The sequence below is a fragment of the Agrococcus sp. TF02-05 genome (assembly GCF_017565345.1).
Lineage (GTDB): Bacteria > Actinomycetota > Actinomycetes > Actinomycetales > Microbacteriaceae > Agrococcus > Agrococcus pavilionensis.
Genome location: NZ_JAGEKO010000007.1, coordinates 129721 through 146692, shown reverse-complemented (window position 1 = coordinate 146692; position 16972 = coordinate 129721). Strand labels below are relative to the sequence as shown.

The following is a 16972-nucleotide window of genomic DNA, read 5'->3' as shown; positions in this document are numbered from 1 at the left end:
CGGTGCTCGGGCTCAGGGCGTGCCTCCCTCGCCCGCCGCCCCCGAGCGCGGGGGCAGCTTGCCGTCGACGAGCTCGTGCTCGGGGTCGTTGACCTTGCCGATGAGGTCCTCGCCGATCGCGATGCGGTCCACGTCGTCGTCGCCCGGCACGATGTCGCCGCGCAGGCTGCGGCCGGCCGTCTCGTTGAAGGTCAGGATCGCGAGCAGGCCGATGATGCCGGCGACCGTCATGTAGAAGCCGGGCACGAGCGTCGAGCCCGTCTCGCCGATGAGCCACTCGTTGATGAGGCCCGCCGGGCCGCCGAGGAGCGACGTCGCGACGTTGTAGCCGAGCGCGAAGCCCGCGTAGCGCACGGTCGTCGGGAAGAGCGCCGGCAGGGTCGCCGAGATGTTGCACAGCAGCATCACGAGGAAGAGGCCGAAGATCGCGAGCCCGAGCACCTGCAGCACGACGTTGCCCGTCTGCAGCAGCATGATCGCCGGGATCGAGAAGAGCGTGAAGCCGACCGCCGCGATGAGCAGCACCGGGCGCCGCCCGATCCGGTCGGTGAGCGCGCCCATCGGGATGATCACCGCCATCATGACGAGCTGCACCGCGACGAGCATGAGGCCGGCTTGCGTCGCGCCCATGTCGAGCGACGTCGTGAGGAACGTCGGCATGTAGGTGAGCACGAGGTAGAACGCCGTGTTGATGAGGATCGTGATGCCCATGATCTTCAGCAGCTGCTTCGGCTGCTTCACGACGACGTCGCGCAGCGTCTCCCACGCGCTCGAGCGGGTGTCCTGCTCCTTCGCCTCGATGAAGGTCTCGGAGTCGTGCAGGCGCGAGCGCATGAGGAGCGCGACGATGCCGAGCGGCAGCGTCAGCAGGAACGGCAGTCGCCACCAGCCCTCGGCCATGCCCTCGGGGCCGACGAGGAGCTCGAGGCCCGTGACGAGGATCGCGGCCATCGAGAAGCCGAGCAGGGTGCCGAACTCGAGGAACGAGCCCCAGAAGCCGCGCCGGTCGTCGGGCGCGTGCTCGGCCATGTAGACCGCGGCGCCCGCGTACTCGCCGCCGGCCGAGAAGCCCTGGATGATGCGCAGCGTGAACAGCAGGATGGGCGCGAGCCAGCCGACCATGTCGTAGGTGGGCAGCACGCCGATCGCCGCGGTCGCGACCGAGATCATCAGGATCGTGAAGACGAGCACCTTCTGGCGCCCGATGCGGTCGCCGAGCGGCCCGAGCACGGCGCCGCCGATGGGCCGGATGAGGAACGAGACGGCGAAGCCGAACAGCGTCCAGAGGATCGCCTCGTCAGAGCCGCCGAAGATCTGCTGCGAGAGGTGCACGGCGAGGTAGCCGTAGATGCCGTAGTCGAACCACTCGATCGCGTTGCCGGCCATCGCGCCCATGACCGACTTCTTGACGGTCTTGCGCTGCACGGGGGAGAGGTCGAGCTCCCTCGTGATCGGCGCGGGCTCGCGCGGGTGCCGCCGCGGTGCTGTCTGCTCGGTCATGGCCGTGTCCCTTCGGTCGGTGCAGGGTGTCCTACTGGTGCAGTGTCCCGGTCGTGCTCTGGGGTCGTGCTCTGGGGTCGTGCTGGTCGGTCGGGGTCGGATGCGGTCAGGGGTCGAGGGCGAGGATGAGCCGCGCGTAGGCGCGCGCGGCGGCGGAGAGGTCGGCGATGCGCACGCGCTCGTCGGGCTGGTGGGCCTGGCCGGTGATGTCGCCGGGGCCGAGGATGATCGTCGGGCAGCCGTGGTGGCGAGCGATGTAGCCGCCCTCGCACGCGGCCGTCCACGCCTCGATGCGCGCCTCGCGGCCCTCGGCCTCGAGCGCGCCCGCGGCGGCGGTGACGAGCGGATGCGTCGGCTCGGTCTCGAAGCCCGGCATCTCCATCAGGAGCGACGCGCTCGCCTCGCAGCCGTCGTGCCCGAGCGCGCGGGCGATCCCCGCCTCGAGCTCGCCGAGCGCCTGCGCGCCCGTCTCGCCCGGCATGAGCCGCCGGTCGACGAGCAGCGTGCATCGGTCGGGCACGATCGAGGTGCCGTGGCCGCCCTCGATGCGGCCGACGCTCCAGGTGGCCGAGCCGAGCAGTCCCGTCGCGCCCCGACGCATCCGCTCGTGGTCGTCGGCGATCCAGCCCGCGATGCGCGCGGCGGTCGTGATGGCGTTCGCGCCGTCCTCCGGCCGGCCGGCGTGCGCGGCGCGGCCGCGCACCTCGACCTCGAGGTTCGCAGCGCCGCGGCACGCGACGACGACCGCGAGATCGGTCGGCTCGGCGACGATGCACGCGCGGTAGGGCGTGGGCGGCTCGGCGAGGTGCGCCTGGATGCCGGTCGCGAGGTCCTCCTCGTCGACGGTCACGAGCAGCTCGAGCGGCAGCTCGGGCTGCACGCGGTGCACCGCGGCCATCGCCTGCAGCGCGGCGGCGAGCCCGCCCTTCATGTCGGTCGCGCCGCGGCCCGTGAGCCAGCCGTCCCGCACGCGCGGGCTGAAGGGGTCGGCGCTCCAGCCCTCGCCCGCCGGCACGACGTCGGAGTGGCCGAGCATGAGGACGCCGGGCACGGCCGCGGAGGGATCGGGGCCGAAGCGGATGGCGATGTTGGGCCTGCCGGGCGCGACGGTCGAGCGCCGGCCGCGGCCGCCGAGGCGGGAGGCGATCGTCTCGAGCACCCGCACGGCGATGAGCTCGGTGCCGCCGGGGTTCTCGCTCGCGGCGAGGATGAGCGACGAGGCGTCGGCGACGATCGTCGCCTCGTCGACGAGGGCGATGGCCCGCTCGACGTCCGAGCGGTCGCGGTCGGCGATCGGGGCCGTCACGCCGCCTCCACGACGATGAGCTCGCGCGGGGCGTCGGTCAGCAGCTCGGCGCCGCCCTCGCCGATCGCGACCGACTCGCTCAGCTCGCAGCCGTAGCCGTCCATCCACATGCCGGCGATGACGTGCAGGCACATGCCGGGCTCGATGACCGTGAGGTCGTCCTCGCGGATCGAGACCGTGCGCTCGCCCCAGTCGGGCGGGTAGCCGATGCCGATCGAGTAGCCGAGCCGCGAGGGCTTCTCGATCGCGTGCCGCGCGAGGTGCTCGCGCCAGATGCCGTGCACGTCGGCGACGACGCGGCCGGGCCGCAGTCCCTCGAGCACGGCGTCGAGCCCCTCGGCGGCGATGTCGGCGAGGCCCGCGAGCCGCGCGTCGGGCGTGCCGACCGAGACCGTGCGGGCGAGCGGTGCGTGGTAGCGGCGGTGCGCGCCGGCGAGCTCGATCGAGACGGCCTCGCCGGGCTGCACGCGCCGGGCGCTGAAGGTGAGGTGCGGGGTGTCGGCCGACTCGCCCGTGGGCAGCATCGGCACGATCGCCGGGTAGTCGCCCTCGGCGCCCTCGACGCCCGTCGCCTGCGCGAACTGGATCGCGGCGGCGACGTCGTTGAGCCGCACGCCGTCGCCGAGCGCCTCGATGCCCGCGCGCATCGCGGCCGAGGCGATGCGGCCGGCGCCGCGCATGAGCTCGAGCTCGAAGGGGCTCTTCACGAGCCGCACCCAGTTGACGAGGTCGTGCGCATCGACGAGCTGCCACTCCGGCAGCGCGCGCTCGAGCGCCTGGAACGAGCGCACGGTGAAGAAGTGCGCCTCGGCCTCGAAGCCGATCCGGCCGCGCCGCGCGAAGCCGTGCTCGCGCAGCTGCTCGGCGGCCCAGTCGAAGGGGTGCGCGCCGCGCTGGTGCACGAGCGACTCGGGGTAGCCGAGGATCCGCTCGGGCGGCGTGCTCGCCGTGCGGTGCGCGCCGTCGGCATCCATCTGCCGCATGATGAGCAGCGGCTCTCCCGTGAGCGGCACGAAGAGCAGCTGCGGCATGTAGAACGACCACGCGTCGTAGCCCGTCAGGTAGTGCAGGTTCGCGGGGTCGACGACCACGAGGCCGTCGAGGCCCGCGCGCTGCATGCGAGCGCGGGTGCGGGCGAGCCGCTCTGCGAGCTCCTCGGGTCTCGGCTGCATGCCAGCCACCCTAGTGAGGCCTTGTCGCGAACTCACTCCGCCGCGGTGGAGTGACCGCTCACCCGATGAGCGGCACGAACGCGTAGCGCCCGCCGTCGGTCCGCACTCGCGGCTCGCCGCCCACCGCATCCACGACCGTCATCGCGCTCGCGACGGGCGCGACCATGCGGCCGCCCTCCGCGAGCTGGGCGACGAGGGCGTCGGGCATGCGCCCGAAGTCGGCCGAGACGAGGATGCGGTCCCACGGCCCCTCCTCGGGCAGGCCGAGGATGCCCGGGGTCGCCTGCCGCACGCGCGCGGGGCTCCCGTGCGCGGCGAGGTTGGCGTTCGCGAGCTCGACGAGCGCCGGCACGAGCTCGACGCCGACCGGCTCGGCGCCGATCTCGGCGAGGATCGCCGTCGTCCAGCCGGAGCCCGCGCCGACGTCGAGCACCCGCTGGCCGGGGCGCGCGTCGAGCAGCTCGAGCATGCGGGCGACGGTCGAGGGCTGCGAGTTCGTCGCCTCCCAGCCGATCCCGACCGGGCGGTCGACGGGCGCGAGGTGGCGCACGCTCGCGGGCAGGAACGCGGCCCGGTCGGCCGCGAGCATCGCCGCGCGCACCCGCTCGCGCACCGCATCCGACACCGGGATCTGCCGCATGGCCCGCACGCTACTCCGCGATCGCGGCGAGCGGCACCTGCGGCCGCCGGCGCGAAGAAGCGGTGCGGACTGGCGCTGGGCGCTCGCTCTGCTCGTGAGGATCGGTGAAGGCGCCTGGTCTGTCCGCACCGCTTGCTTGCCGAGACTGTACGCCGAGGCCGACGCCCGCGCAACGGTGCGGCGCCGGGCTGTGGAGGGCGATCAGCCGCCGGGGCGGGGGAGGGGCTTGCGGATGCCCGGGTGCGACTTCGGGATCGAGGCGAAGAGCACCCACCCCGAGATCGCGATGCACGCGATGATGAGCGGATAGGTGAGCGCCGCGCGCATGATCGCGAGCCACGTCGTCTCGTCGAGCCACCACAGCACGCTGAAGACCACGACGCGGATGACGTACTGCAGCACCCAGATCCACGACGCTCGCCGGTAGGCGCGCAGCAGCACGGGATCGTGGCGCCAGCGGGCCTTCGTGCCGATGAGGCCGCCGACGATGATGCCGAGGAACGGCCAGCCGATGACGATCGAGACGATCCACGCGAGGGCGCTCGCGGCGTTCGAGAGCAGCTGGATGAGGAAGAAGTTGCGCGCCTCGCCCGTGTAGTAGGCGATCATCGCCGCGATCACGGTCATGAGCATGCCGATCACGACGGCCTTGGGCCTCCGCCGCTGCACGATCGCGGGCACGAGCACCACGGCGCTCGCGACGAGCGACCAGACGACGGCGGTGAGCAGCTCGCCGCCGCTCGCGAGCCACGCGACGAGGAAGGCGATGGGCGGCACGCTGCCTTCGATCGCGGCCCGGCTGCCGCCGAGCACGCGCGCGAGCGACTCCTCGCGCGTCGGGTCGCCGTCGGCGTCGAAGCGATCGTCGAGCGCGGGCGGCGGCACGAGCTCCGCCGAGGCGTCCTCGTCCGGGGTCGGCACCGCGCCGGTGCGAGGCGCGTCCACGCTCACGCCGCGAGCGCGGGGCGCGCGGAGGAGACGGTGGAGCGGGGCATGTCTCCAGGATATCGGCGCGGGCGCCGCCTCGGCCAGGGCGAGCGCGCTCGCTCGCGGAGAACGGACCGGTCAGGCCGGGGGCTCAGCTCGAGCGCCAGTGCGAGGGGCCTCGGGAGCCGGCCTCGTACTCCTCGAGCGGCACCGCATCCGCCCGCCACGCCTCGAGCACGGGCTCGACGATGCGCCAGCACTCCTCGGCGGCGTCGCCGCGCACCGCGAGCCGCGGGTCGGCGTCGAGGATGGCGCCGAGCACCTCGCCGTAGGGCAGGAGCGCTCCGCCGCCGAGCTCGCCGCGCAGCACGGTCTGCTCGAGCGCGAACGGCTCGCCCTTGCCGTTCGTCGTCAGGTGCAGCTCGAAGCCGTCGGGCTTGAAGTCGATGACGAAGCGGTCGGCGGTGTCGTGGCCGCGGAAGCCGTCGGGCACGTGGGCGGGCGGTCGCCAGTGCACGATCGCCCGCTTGCGCACGCCGCCGAGCGACTTGCCCGAGCGCAGCACGAAGGGCACCCCGGCCCACCGGGCGTTCGCGATCTCGACCTCGATCTCGGCGAGCGTCTCGGTGCCGCGCGCGGGATCGACGCCCGGCTCGCCGGTGTAGTCGGGCACCGGCCGGCCCTCGACGCTCCCGGCCGTGTAGCGCGCGCGGCGCGAGTGGCGGACGGGGTCGACGACGCGCGCGGCGCGCAGCACGGTCGAGACGGCGTCGCGCAGGTCGCGCTCGCCGACGGTCGCGACGGGCTCCATCGCGATGAGCGCCATGATCTGCAGCAGGTGCGACTGGATCATGTCGCGCAGCGCCCCGTTGCGGTCGTAGTAGCCCGCGCGGTCCTCGAGCGTGACGGTCTCGTCGTAGAGCACCTCGACGCGCTCGATGCTGCCCCGATCCCACGAGCCCTGCAGCAGCCGGTTCGCGAACCGCAGGCCGAGGAGGTTGAGCACCGTGTGGAGCCCGAGGAAGTGGTCGATGCGGAAGACCCGCTGCTCGGGCACGATGCGCGTCACGAGCGCGTTGAGCTCGCGCGCGCTGGCGAGGCTGTCGCCGAACGGCTTCTCGATCGCGAGGATCGTGCCGCTCGGCACGCCGATGCGCTCGAGCGTCTCGCAGACGAGCCGTGTCACGTGGGGCGGCAGGGCGAAGTAGATGACGAGCCGCTCGCACTCGAGCGACGCGATGAGCGCTCGGAGCGCGTCGCCGTCGGTCGCGTCGGCGGCGACGTAGCGGGTGTGCTCGAGCACGGCGGCCGCCGCCGCGGGGCTCACCTCGGCGGCGTCGAGCGCCGTCTGCACGCGGCCGCGCCAATCCGCGGCGTCGAGCTCGCGCACGTCGGCGCCGACCACGCGGAGCCGTCGCTCGGGTTCGGCCCGCAGGAGCGTCGAGACGCCGGGCAGCAGCAGCCTCGCGGTGAGGTCGCCGGAGGCGCCGAGGATGAGCAGGGTCGTGGTCGGCTGCGGGGCCATGCCCCGATCCTCGCACCCGGGCGCGAGCGGCGGCTGGACGGCGCCCGCAGGACGGCGGCGGCGTACCGTGGAGGCATGCTCGCCCGCGCCGCCCGACTCGTGCTGCCCGCCGTGTGGCTCGGTCTCATCGTCGGCATCTCCCTCATCGAGGCGCCGCTCAAGTTCCAGGCGCCGGGCATCACCGTGCCGCTCGGCCTCGGCATCGGCCGGCTCGTCTTCGCGGCGATGAACGTCGCGGAGGCGGCGCTCGCGGTGCTGCTCGTCACCGCGGCCTTCGCGTCCCGAGCGCCGCGCGCCGAGCGCATCCTCTCGCTCGTGCTCACCGCCGTGCTCGCCGTGAAGGCGCTCGCGATCCGCCCGATGATGCACGCGACGACCGACGCCGTCATCGCGGGGGAGAGCGAGGGCGGCTCGGGACTGCACTACCTCTACATCGCCGCCGACGGGCTGCTCATCGTCGGCCTCGTCGCGCTGCTGTCGCTCTCGGCGCGCAGCCTGCTCCCACGCACCGATGCCGTGGGCGTGGGAGCCGAGCGCTCGCGCGTCGGCTGATCGGCCCGCGAGCGGGCGTCACCAGATGACGCCGCCGCCGATCGAGATGCCGCCGTAGGTGAGCAGCACGAAGACGATCGCCACGACCGCCGGTGCGATGCCGCGGCCGCCCGCGTGGCGCGACTTGAACAGCCCGATGACCGCGAGGATCGCCGCGATCGCCGCGAGCCCGCCGCCCAGGATGAGCCCGACGAAGAGCGGGATGGGCATGAGCACGAGGCCGAGGAGGCCGATCCAGAACGCCCACCAGGACCACGGGTTGCTGCGCTTCATGCGCCCATCCTCCCAGGCGCGCGTGCGAGCGGACTGAGCCGCCGCTCGGCAGCGGCGACGCAACCTGAAGATGCGATCAAGGAATGCGAACACTGTTGCGAAACGGCGTCGCGGGGGCTTTGCTGTCCTCAGGCGCACGATCGGCTCCCCGAGCAGACCGAGCGCCGGCGATCACCGCGTCCCCGCCTGTCGTGACCAGGCGGGGGCGCGGCTCGTCGTTGCGGGACGAGCATCGCACGCCGGGGCCGTGCCACGCTGGAGCCATGACTCGCGAGCTGCACATCACCGGCGACGAGGCCGCCGACCGCCTCCTCTCCGACGACGACTTCGCGCTGCTCGTCGGCATGCTGCTCGACCAGCAGGTGCCGATGGAGACGGCCTTCGCGGGGCCCGCGAAGCTGCGCGACCGGCTCGGCGCGCTCGACGCAGCCGCCATCGCGCGCATGGACCCCGACGCGTTCCAGGCCGCGTTCGCCGAGAAGCCCGCGGTGCACCGGTTCCCCGGCTCGATGGCGAAGCGCGTGCAGCAGCTCGCCGCCGTCGTCGCCGACGAGTGGGGCGGCGACGCGGGCGCGATCTGGCGGCAGGGCGAGCCCGACGGCCCCGAGGTGCTGCGGCGGCTGCAGGGGCTGCCCGGCTTCGGCGACCAGAAGGCGCGCATCTTCCTCGCGCTGCTCGGCAAGCGCGCCGGCTTCGACGGCGCGGGGTGGGTGGATGCGTCGGCCCCCTACGGCGAGGAGGGCGCGAAGCGCTCGGTCGCCGACATCGTCGACGCGGCGTCGCTCGCCGAGGTGCGCGCGACGAAGCAAGCGGCGAAGCGCGCCGCGAAGGGCTGACCTCCCGCTCGTCGAGCAGCCCGCGGAGCGGGCGTATCGAGACGGAGCCGCGTCGACCGCGCTCCTCATCGGCGCCCGTCGCTCCTGCTGACGCTCGCGGCGAGTCGGGGCCTTGTCGGTGCCGACGCGCGGGTCTACCGTCGCCCCATGCCGCAGGTCGAGATCCGCCCCGCGACGCCCGATCGCTTCGACGACGCCCAGCGGGCGCTCGGCGGCGGGGGCGACGGGCGATCGTGCCAGTGCCAGTGGTGGACGATCACGAACGCCGACTTCCAGCGCTCGAGCACGGAGGAGCGTCACGAGCTGCTGCGCGCCGAGCTGCAGGACGGGCTCCCGCCGGCGCTCATCGCCTACGTCGACGGCGAGGCGGCCGGCTGGGTGCGGGTCGGCCCGCGGACGCGGCAGGTGCGGCTGCAGCGCACGAAGCAGCTGGTCTCGGCGACGCAGGAGCCATGGGACGACGAATCGGTGTGGGCGGTGTCGTGCTTCGTCGTGCGCCGCGAGCACCGGGGCAGCGGGCTCACCGACCGCCTGCTCCGGGCAGCGATCGACTTCGCCCGCTCGCGCGGCGCCCGCCTCGTCGAGGGGTACCCGGTCGATCCGGCCACGGGTCGGAGGAAGGCCGCGAACGAGCCCTACCGCGGCGTCGTCTCGACGTTCGAGCGCGCCGGCTTCCGGGAGGTGGCGCGGCCCACGCCCGACCGCGCGGTCGTCGCGCTCGAGCTCAGCGCCTGACGCGGGCCAGGTTCAGCCGCGCCGCTTCGCGCGCCCGCGCGGCAGCAGCTCGACCGACGGGAGCCGGGGGCTCGGCAGCGGCGGGGTCGCGTCGTCGACGACCGAGCCGAAGCGCGGCCGGGCGTCCGTGCCCGCCGCGCGCTCACGCATCCACTGCTCCCGCGCCGCCGCGACCTCGTCGTGGTCGGTGCCGATGAAGTTCCAGAACATCACGACCTCCTCCTCGAACGGCTCCCCGCCGAGGAGGATCGCGATCGCGTCGCGCTCGGCCGAGACGACGAGCGCCTCGCGCCCCGGTGCCGCGTAGGCCATCGCGCCGCGCTCGACCTGCACGTCGTCGACGCGCACGCCGTCGGTGAGGGCGAGCACTCCGTGCTCGAAGCCCGCGCGCAGCTCGAGCACCGCCTCGGTGCCGGCGAGCAGCCGCAGCTCGACCCCGAGCAGCGGCGAGTAGGCGCCGACGCCGCTCGAGGCGCCGGCGAAGTCGCCGACGAAGACGCTCGCCGTCACGCCGCCGCCGAGCGAGGCCGTCGGCACGGCGTCGAGCCCGTCGAACCACGGCTCGCGCCCGCGCTCGTGGCTCGGCAGCACCGTCCACAGCTGCACGCCGTGCAGCACGTCGGTGTCGGCGCTCGAGTACTCGCTGTGCGAGATGCCGCGACCCGCGGTCATGATGTTGAGCCCGCCGGGGCGCACGGTGTGGACGAAGCCGGCCGAGTCGCGGTGCTCGATCGCCCCGTCGACGAGCCAGCTCCAGGTCTGCAGGCCCGTGTGCGGATGCGGTGGCACGTCCATGCCCGGACCCCCGCGCAGCGATGTGGGCCCGAAGGCATCGGCGAAGCACCACGCGCCGACGAAGTGGCGGTGCTTGTTGGGCAGCACGCGCAGCACCGGCATCGCGCGCGGCCCGCCGAGCGGTACCTCGCGAGGCAGCAGCAGCTCGAGCCCCGCGGCGCGCGCCTCGTCGATGCACGCCTGCGCGCTCTCGAGCAGCAGGGCCTCGTCGTTGCTCATGCGGCCACGCTACGCGGCGCGCCTCAGATGCCGAAGAGCTGCTTGCCGAAGACGATCACGACGATGCCCGCGAGCGCGAGCAGCACGCACAGGCCGAGGAGCGATCGGCCGAGCAGGGTCGAGCCGGGTCGCTCGCTCTCGAGCGAGCGGATGCCCACCCCGTAGATGAGCGGGATGCCGGCGCCGAGCAGCAGCCCGACGCCGAGCACGGAGGCGATCGCGATCGCGAGCGCGCCGAAGTCGATGCCCATCAGGCCGTCCCTCCCTCGCGGCGGTGCTTGCGCTTCTTCCGCTTGCGCGGCCGCGAGACGGGCGCGACGTGCGAGGCGACGGCGCTGAGCTCCCGGTCGATCTCGCGCTTGCGCTCCTTCTTGGGCTGCTCCCACTCCTCGGTGACGTTGTGCGAGCCGACGTGGCTCATGCGCGAGCGCAGCCACATCGCGGCGCACGCGGCGATGAGCAGCGCCGTCACGACGATCGAGCCCCACAGGTGGCCGAAGAGCCCCGCGATGACGAAGCACAGCGCGCCGATCGCGCCCGACGCCGGCAGCGTGATGAGCCACGCGATGAGCATGCGGCGGGCGACCGACCAGCGCACCTTCGCGTCGGTGCGGGCGAGGCCCGAGCCGATGACCGACCCCGAGGCGACGTGGGTTGTCGAGAGGGGCAGGCCGAGGTGGCTCGAGGTGAGGATGATGGATGCGCTCGAGAAGTCGGCCGACATGCCCTGCCGCGGCGAGATGTCGACGATGCCCTTGCCGAGCGTGCGGATGACGCGCCAGCCGCCCATGTAGGTGCCCGCGGCGATCGCGACGGCGCACACGACGCGCACCCACAGGGGCATGTCGGCGTCGGGGTCGAGGGAGCCGTGCGCGACGAGCGCGAGGAAGATGACCCCCATCGTCTTCTGCGCGTCGTTCGTGCCGTGCGCGAGCGACATGAGCGAGGCCGCGCCGATCTGGCCCATGCGGAAGCCGCGCTTCTCGCCGCGCTCGCTCAGGTTCGCGGTGACGCGCTGCACGAGCCACGTGCCGCAGAAGGCGACGAGGCCGGCGATGACGGGCGCGAGCAGCGCGGGGATCAGGATCTTCTGCGCGACGCCGCCCCACAGCACGCCCGTGACGCCGAGCGCCGCGATCGTCGCGCCGATGAGCCCGCCGAAGAGCGCGTGGCTCGACGACGACGGCAGCCCGAACAGCCACGTGAGCACGTTCCAGACGATCGCGCCCGTGAGGCCGCACAGCACGATGAGCATGAGGCTCTCGCCGTCGACGCCCGTGAGGTCGACGATCCCCGACCCGACGGTCTTCGCGACCTCGATCGAGAGGAAGGCGCCGACGAGGTTGAGCACCGCCGAGAGCGCGACCGCGGGCTTCGGCTTGAGCGCACCGGTCGCGACCGACGGCGCCATGGCGTTGGCGGTGTCGTGGAAGCCGTTGGTGAAGTCGAACGCGAGGGCGACGATGACGACGATCGCGAGGATCGCGAGTTCCTGCATCGTGCCAGTCTCCACCACAGGGGCCGTGCGCTCCAAGACGAGCTCGCGGCGCGCCCGCCTCCGCCGTGCGGCGCCCCTCGGTCGGGGGATGCGTCGACCGGCGTCGCGACGTAGCGTCGCGGCATGGAGATCACCATCCCCGAAGCGGTCCTGCTGCTCGCGCTCGACGACGAGCGCGGCACCGCGCTCATCGACGACTCGGCGCTCGGCGCGGCGCTCGCGGGCGGCGCGGTCGCGCAGCTGCTGCTCGACGGCCGCGTGCGGATCGCGGGCGAGGGCGAGGAGGGCGCGAAGCCCGGTCGGCTCGTCGCTGCCGGCGGCTCGACGGACGAGCGCCTCGAGCCGCTCGTCGCGCGCATCGAGGGCAAGAAGTCCAAGGACGCGCTCTCGACGATCGCGGGCCTCGGCGGCGACAGCGGCAAGCTCAAGCGGCAGCTGCTCGACGACCTCGCGGCCGCGGGCGTCGTCGCTCGCGACGAGGACCGCTTCCTCGGCCTCACGTGGCGCACGCGCTGGGAGCGCGGCGAGCGGCGCGAGCTCGAGGACGCGCTGCAGCAGCGCGCGCGGGCGCTCGTGACGAGCGACGGCGAGGCGGCAGCGGAGGACCTCGAGGTCGAGGCGGCGCTCGCGATCCTGCACGGCGCCGGTGCGCTGCCGCAGGTCTTCCCGGACCTGCCGAAGGATGCGCTCAAGCGCCGCGGCGACGCGCTCGCCGAGGCGTCGTGGGGGAGCCGCGAGGTGCGGGAGGCGATCGCGTCGGTGCAGGCGGCGATGACGGCGGTGCTCATCGCGACCGTCATCGTGCCGTCGTCGACGAGCGGCTGACGCCGCCGACGGGTGCGCGCCGCGGGCGGACGGCGTACCGTGGGCGCCATGGCGCTGACGATCCCGGAGGCGGTGCTGCTGCTCGCCATCGACGACGACGAGGGCTCGCCCCTCATCGAGGACTCGTCGCTGGGGATCGCGATCGCAGGGGCCGCCCTCGCGCAGCTCGTGGTGGACGGGCGGATGCGCGTGGTCGCGCACGGCGAGCCCGGGAGCGAGCCGGGCGTGCTCGTCGCGGCGAGCGGCACGACGAACCCGCACCTCGAGCCGCTCGTCGACCGGATCGACGGCGCGACGCCGTCGCAGGCGCTGAGCGTCGTCGCCGGCTGGGGCGGCCGCAGCGCACCGACGAGCCGCGTGCGCCGCGAGCTGCTCGAGGACTTCGCCGCGGCGGGCGTGCTCGCGCGGGAGGAGGACCGCTTCCTCGGCATCCGCTGGCGCGAGCGCTGGGAGCGCGGCGAGCGCCGCGACGTCGAGGACGCGCTGCAGGCACGCGCGATCGAGGTGCTCGAGGGCGCCGACGACCCGACCGTCGGCGCGGCGCTCGCGATCCTGCACGGGGCCGAGGCGCTGCCGCCGATCTTCCCGGGCCTCCCGCGCGAGCGGCTGCTCGCCCGGGGCGCCGAGCTCGCGGAGCGATCCTGGGCGAGCCGCGAGGTGCACCGCTCGATCGAGGCCGTGCAGGCTGCGATGGTCAGCCTCATGATGTCGTCGACGTGAGCGCTCCGTCGACGTCGCGGCCCGGGTCGGCGCCCGAGGCGGCCGCGGCGACGATCGCCGGCGTCGCCGGCCGCGCGCTCGGCGCGGCCTTCGCGACGCTCGCGCTCGTGCGACGACCGCACCCTGTGCACCCGCACGGCGTCGTGCTGCACGGCGAGCTCCGCCGCGCGGGCAGCCCGCTCCGCACCGGCATCGGCTGGATCGACGAGGCGGAGCCGCGGCCGCTGCCCGTCCTCGCCCGCGCCTCCCGCTCGGCGGGTGTGCCTGCGCCGCTGCCCGACGTCATCGGCCTCGCGGTGCGCTTCGACGGACCGGAGGGGCCCGCGGACCTCGAGCTCGCCTCGACCGGCGACGGCTGGCCGTGGCGCTTCGTCCTCCGCGCGCACCGCTCGCCGTCGCGGGCCCACCTGCACGCGATCCTGCCGTACCGCTCGCCGAGCGGGCCCGTGCTGCTCGCCGCCCGCACGATCGCACCGGCGGACCTCCCGCCCTACCCGGACGAGCTCGCCGATCGGCTCGCCGCCGAGCCGTGGCGGCTCGAGCTGCTCGTCGCCCGGCCGCGCGGCGCGTGGCGGCGCTTCGGCGAGCTCGAGCTGCGGCGCCGCCCGGGTCCGCTCGACCCGCTGCTGCGCTTCGACGCCGGCCGCCGGCTGCTGCCGGGCGCGCGCGAGTACGAGTGGGCGCACCGGCTGCGGCAGCCGGCCTACGACCGCGTGCAGGGGGAGTAGCGCCGAAGCGTCAGCTCGGCGGGGCGGTGGACGACCGCACGACGAGCACGGGCGCGTAGGCCGTGTGGCTCCGGTCGGGCTCGTCGTCGGGGTCGTCGAGCGCCGCCATGATCCACGCGACGACGTCCTCGCCGTGCTGCGCCGGGTCCTGCCGGATCGTCGTGAGGCCGAACGCGGCCGCGGCCGGCACGTCGTCGACGCCGATGACCGAGAGCTCCTCGGGCACGCGGATGCCGAGCTGGTGCGCGGCGAGCAGCGCGGCCATCGCGACCTCGTCGGTGCCGGCGACGATGCCCGTCGGGCGGTCGGCGCGATCGATGATCTCGCGCACGACGGCGTGCGCGCCCTCGAGCGTGGTCGGCACCGTCTGGACCGGTCGAATACGCAGCCCGTGCCGAGCCGAGACGCGCTCGAACGCCCGCTTCCGCCGATCGGAGGAGGATGCCTCGAACGGCTGCACCTCGGGCTCGGCGGCGAGGTGCAGGAGGTCGGTGTGGCCGAGCCGCACGAGGTGCTCGGCGGCCTGCTCACCCGCCGCGTCGTCGTCGAGCGCGAACGAGCGCGTGTGCTGCGTGGGCTCGCCGACGGTCGCGACCGGGATGCCGAGGTCGGCGAGGCGCGTGAGGTCTCCGCCGACGAGGCTCCACGTGATCGTCACGAGGCCGTCGACCTCCCCGCGCGTCATGAATCGCTCGAACTTCTCGTGCCCGCCCCGCCCGAACGCGCCGAGGTCGTAGAGCAGCACGTCGTGGTCGTGCGCGTCGGCGGCGTGCGCGATGCCATGGAGCACGCTGCCGAAGTACCAGCGGTTGACGGACGGGGTGAGCACGCCGATCGTGCGGGTCATGCCCGTCGCGAGCCGACGCGCGGCGCCGGACACCCGGAACCCGAGCTCGTCGGCGGTGCGCTGCACCCGCTCGCGCGTGCTCGCGGCGACACCGGATGCGCCCGAGAGCGCGCGGGACGCGGTCGCCTTCGAGACGCCCGCGGCACGGGCGACGTCGTCGAGCCTCGGCACGGCCGCCTCCTCGCGCCCGGGCGGATGACCGCCTCCCAATCATCGGAACCGGTTCCGACCATAGCCGTGCCGAGCGCATCCGCCAACGACCGCCCGCGCGGATCGTTGCCGAATCGAAACATCGTTGCTGAGTGCATCCTGTGGCAGGGTGCGCTACGGTCGCTCGAAGTGGAACCGGTTCCGGTTTCGAGCACGCCGCCGTGCGCGACGTTCGCGGCACGTGCTCATCCGCTGAGTTTGAGCGAAGGAGTTCACGTGAAGCACGCACGCAGGATCGCGGTGCCGCTCGGCATCGCGGGCGTCGCGGCACTCGCCCTCACCGGGTGTGTCGGCGACGCAGAGCCCGGCGCATCGGAGGCGCCCGGCAGCACCGGCGCTGCCGCCGAGGGCTGCGAGGCCTACGCCGACTACGGCACCTTCGACGGCGCCGAGGTCAGCGTCTACGGCACGATCCTCGACGAGGAGGCGAACCGCCTCAACGAGTCGTGGGCCGAGTTCGAGGAGTGCACCGGCATCGACGTGGTCTACGAGGGCTCCGCCGAGTTCGAGGCGCAGATCAACGTCCGCGTCCAGGGCGGCAACCCGCCGGACCTCGCCATCTTCCCGCAGCCCGGCCTGCTCGCCTCGATCGCCGGCACCGGCAGCCTGCTGCCCGCGCCCGAGGCCGTCGCCGCGAACGCCGAGGAGTTCTGGACCGAGGACTGGCGCAACTACGGCACGGTCGACGGCACCTTCTACGCGGCGCCGCTCATGGCGTCGGTCAAGGGCTACGTCTGGTACCAGCCGGCCCTCTGGGAGGAGAACGGCTGGGAGGTGCCGACGACGCTCGACGAGGTCGACGAGCTCACCGCGACGATCGCCGAATCGGGCACGACCCCGTGGTGCGTGGGCTTCGGCTCCGGCGAGGCGACCGGCTGGCCGGGCACCGACTGGATCGAGGACTACGTCCTGCGCCTGCACGGCCCCGACGTGTACGACCAGTGGGTCGCGCACGAGATCCCCTTCGACGACCCCCAGATCGCTGAGGCGGTGGATCGGGTCGGCGACCTGATCAAGAACCCCGAGTACGTCAACGGCGGCATCGGCGACGTGTCGACGATCGCGACGACCGACTTCGGCGAGGCCGGCCTGCCGGTGCTCGACGGCGAGTGCGCGATGCACCACCAGGCCTCGTTCTACGAGGGCTTCTGGAGCGATGACAACTCGGTCACCGTCGCGGAGGACGGCGACGTCTGGGCCTTCGTGCTCCCCGGCACCGAGGCCGACGCGGCCGCGGTCACGGGCGGCGGCGAGTTCGTCGGCGCGTTCAGCGACGACGAGGAGGTCGTGGCGGTGCAGACGTTCCTCTCGAGCGACACGTGGGCCAACAGCCGCGTCTCCCTCGGCGGCGTCATCTCCGCGAACTCGGGCCTCGACCCCGCCAACGCGAGCAGCCCGCTGCTGCAGTCCGCGGTCGAGACGCTGCAGGACCCGGAGACGACGTTCCGGTTCGACGGCTCCGACCTGATGCCGGGCGCGGTCGGCGCTGGCACGTTCTGGAGCGGCCTGGTCGACTGGGTCTCGGGCGCCGACACGGCGACCGTGCTCTCGCAGATCGAGCAGAGCTGGCCGCAGTAGTCGCATGACGCGCGTGCGGGGGTCGCGAGACGGCCCCCGCACCGCATCATCGGCACGTCTCACGAACGGATGGGGTGCGCATGACC

18 protein-coding genes are annotated in these 16972 nt (G+C 73.9%); 7 read left to right on the top strand and 11 right to left on the bottom strand.

The window, feature by feature from the left end:
- Positions 1–12 precede the first annotated feature (12 nt).
- From JQT67_RS08100 to JQT67_RS08075, 6 genes are all read right to left on the bottom strand, one after another.
- Positions 13–1500, bottom strand: a complete 1488-nt coding sequence (locus tag JQT67_RS08100) for an MFS transporter (protein WP_208064235.1) — start codon at positions 1498–1500, stop codon at positions 13–15.
- 106 nt (positions 1501–1606) lie between these two features.
- Entirely contained in the window at positions 1607–2806 is a 1200-nt protein-coding gene (locus JQT67_RS08095) for a M20 family metallopeptidase (protein WP_307864269.1), read from the bottom strand.
- On the bottom strand, positions 2803–3978 hold the full coding sequence (locus tag JQT67_RS08090; protein ID WP_208064234.1) for a M24 family metallopeptidase: 1176 nt from the start codon (positions 3976–3978) through the stop codon (positions 2803–2805). Before JQT67_RS08090 ends, JQT67_RS08095 begins: the two co-directional genes overlap by 4 nt.
- A 58-nt stretch (positions 3979–4036) precedes the next feature.
- Positions 4037–4618 carry a protein-L-isoaspartate O-methyltransferase gene (locus JQT67_RS08085; RefSeq protein ID WP_208064233.1) on the bottom strand — a complete coding sequence of 194 codons (582 nt, stop codon included), beginning with the start codon at positions 4616–4618 and terminating at the stop codon, positions 4037–4039.
- 201 nt (positions 4619–4819) lie between these two features.
- The gene (locus JQT67_RS08080; protein WP_307864268.1) at positions 4820–5563 is read right to left on the bottom strand and encodes a DUF3159 domain-containing protein; all 744 of its coding nucleotides are present in this window, start codon (positions 5561–5563) and stop codon (positions 4820–4822) included.
- Between the two features lie 133 nt (positions 5564–5696).
- A complete protein-coding gene (locus JQT67_RS08075) occupies positions 5697–7070 on the bottom strand; it encodes a glucose-6-phosphate dehydrogenase (protein ID WP_208064232.1) in 1374 nt (457 codons plus the stop codon).
- A 75-nt stretch (positions 7071–7145) separates the two neighbouring features.
- Here JQT67_RS08075 and JQT67_RS08070 point away from each other — a divergent pair, with 75 nt between their 5' ends.
- Complete coding sequence (locus JQT67_RS08070; RefSeq protein WP_208064231.1) at positions 7146–7622, top strand: hypothetical protein; 477 nt, start codon at positions 7146–7148, stop codon at positions 7620–7622.
- Positions 7623–7640: 18 nt separating this feature from the next.
- Here JQT67_RS08070 and JQT67_RS08065 read toward each other — a convergent pair whose 3' ends face one another.
- Positions 7641–7895 (bottom strand): hypothetical protein, encoded by a 255-nt coding sequence (locus JQT67_RS08065; protein ID WP_021010640.1) that lies wholly within the window; start codon positions 7893–7895, stop codon positions 7641–7643.
- 263 nt (positions 7896–8158) lie between these two features.
- Here JQT67_RS08065 and JQT67_RS08060 point away from each other — a divergent pair, with 263 nt between their 5' ends.
- A complete protein-coding gene (locus JQT67_RS08060; RefSeq protein WP_208064230.1) occupies positions 8159–8731 on the top strand; it encodes an HhH-GPD-type base excision DNA repair protein in 573 nt (190 codons plus the stop codon).
- 147 nt (positions 8732–8878) lie between these two features.
- Positions 8879–9466, top strand: coding sequence for a GNAT family N-acetyltransferase (locus tag JQT67_RS08055; protein WP_208064229.1), 588 nt, complete (start codon positions 8879–8881; stop codon positions 9464–9466).
- 12 nt (positions 9467–9478) lie between these two features.
- On the opposite strand, the gene JQT67_RS08050 is transcribed toward JQT67_RS08055, so the two are convergent.
- Genes JQT67_RS08050 through JQT67_RS08040 form a run of 3 tightly spaced genes read right to left on the bottom strand, consistent with a single transcriptional unit; the run spans position 9479 to position 11978 of the window.
- Positions 9479–10480: a pirin family protein gene (locus JQT67_RS08050; RefSeq protein ID WP_208064228.1), complete on the bottom strand. Its 1002-nt coding sequence runs from the start codon at positions 10478–10480 to the stop codon at positions 9479–9481.
- A gap of 23 nt (positions 10481–10503) precedes the next feature.
- Positions 10504–10731 (bottom strand): hypothetical protein, encoded by a 228-nt coding sequence (locus tag JQT67_RS08045; RefSeq protein ID WP_021010644.1) that lies wholly within the window; start codon positions 10729–10731, stop codon positions 10504–10506.
- Positions 10731–11978, bottom strand: a complete 1248-nt coding sequence (locus JQT67_RS08040; protein WP_021010645.1) for an inorganic phosphate transporter — start codon at positions 11976–11978, stop codon at positions 10731–10733. The genes JQT67_RS08045 and JQT67_RS08040 overlap by 1 nt, the downstream gene beginning before the upstream one ends.
- Before the next feature lie 123 nt (positions 11979–12101).
- On the opposite strand from JQT67_RS08040, the gene JQT67_RS08035 reads away from it, so the two are divergent.
- From JQT67_RS08035 to JQT67_RS08025, 3 genes are read left to right on the top strand one after another with little or no spacing between them, the layout of a single operon-like run.
- Positions 12102–12803: a GPP34 family phosphoprotein gene (locus tag JQT67_RS08035; protein WP_208064227.1), complete on the top strand. Its 702-nt coding sequence runs from the start codon at positions 12102–12104 to the stop codon at positions 12801–12803.
- 48 nt (positions 12804–12851) lie between these two features.
- Positions 12852–13523: a GPP34 family phosphoprotein gene (locus tag JQT67_RS08030; protein WP_021010647.1), complete on the top strand. Its 672-nt coding sequence runs from the start codon at positions 12852–12854 to the stop codon at positions 13521–13523.
- Positions 13520–14251 (top strand): hypothetical protein, encoded by a 732-nt coding sequence (locus tag JQT67_RS08025; protein ID WP_208064226.1) that lies wholly within the window; start codon positions 13520–13522, stop codon positions 14249–14251. Before JQT67_RS08030 ends, JQT67_RS08025 begins: the two co-directional genes overlap by 4 nt.
- A 10-nt stretch (positions 14252–14261) precedes the next feature.
- Here JQT67_RS08025 and JQT67_RS08020 read toward each other — a convergent pair whose 3' ends face one another.
- Complete coding sequence (locus JQT67_RS08020) at positions 14262–15269, bottom strand: LacI family DNA-binding transcriptional regulator (protein ID WP_021065007.1); 1008 nt, start codon at positions 15267–15269, stop codon at positions 14262–14264.
- A gap of 255 nt (positions 15270–15524) precedes the next feature.
- Here JQT67_RS08020 and JQT67_RS08015 point away from each other — a divergent pair, with 255 nt between their 5' ends.
- Positions 15525–16886: an ABC transporter substrate-binding protein gene (locus JQT67_RS08015; RefSeq protein WP_021065008.1), complete on the top strand. Its 1362-nt coding sequence runs from the start codon at positions 15525–15527 to the stop codon at positions 16884–16886.
- Positions 16887–16972 lie beyond the last annotated feature (86 nt).

Coding starts and splice junctions, on each gene's coding strand:
- JQT67_RS08100 (WP_208064235.1), bottom strand. CDS start 1,500: ATGACCGAGCAGACAGCACCGCGGCGGCACCCGCGCGAGCCCGCGCCG.
- JQT67_RS08090 (WP_208064234.1), bottom strand. CDS start 3,978: ATGCAGCCGAGACCCGAGGAGCTCGCAGAGCGGCTCGCCCGCACCCGC.
- JQT67_RS08085 (WP_208064233.1), bottom strand. CDS start 4,618: ATGCGGCAGATCCCGGTGTCGGATGCGGTGCGCGAGCGGGTGCGCGCG.
- JQT67_RS08075 (WP_208064232.1), bottom strand. CDS start 7,070: ATGGCCCCGCAGCCGACCACGACCCTGCTCATCCTCGGCGCCTCCGGC.
- JQT67_RS08070 (WP_208064231.1), top strand. CDS start 7,146: ATGCTCGCCCGCGCCGCCCGACTCGTGCTGCCCGCCGTGTGGCTCGGT.
- JQT67_RS08065 (WP_021010640.1), bottom strand. CDS start 7,895: ATGAAGCGCAGCAACCCGTGGTCCTGGTGGGCGTTCTGGATCGGCCTC.
- JQT67_RS08060 (WP_208064230.1), top strand. CDS start 8,159: ATGACTCGCGAGCTGCACATCACCGGCGACGAGGCCGCCGACCGCCTC.
- JQT67_RS08055 (WP_208064229.1), top strand. CDS start 8,879: ATGCCGCAGGTCGAGATCCGCCCCGCGACGCCCGATCGCTTCGACGAC.
- JQT67_RS08050 (WP_208064228.1), bottom strand. CDS start 10,480: ATGAGCAACGACGAGGCCCTGCTGCTCGAGAGCGCGCAGGCGTGCATC.
- JQT67_RS08045 (WP_021010644.1), bottom strand. CDS start 10,731: ATGGGCATCGACTTCGGCGCGCTCGCGATCGCGATCGCCTCCGTGCTC.
- JQT67_RS08040 (WP_021010645.1), bottom strand. CDS start 11,978: ATGCAGGAACTCGCGATCCTCGCGATCGTCGTCATCGTCGCCCTCGCG.
- JQT67_RS08035 (WP_208064227.1), top strand. CDS start 12,102: ATGGAGATCACCATCCCCGAAGCGGTCCTGCTGCTCGCGCTCGACGAC.
- JQT67_RS08030 (WP_021010647.1), top strand. CDS start 12,852: ATGGCGCTGACGATCCCGGAGGCGGTGCTGCTGCTCGCCATCGACGAC.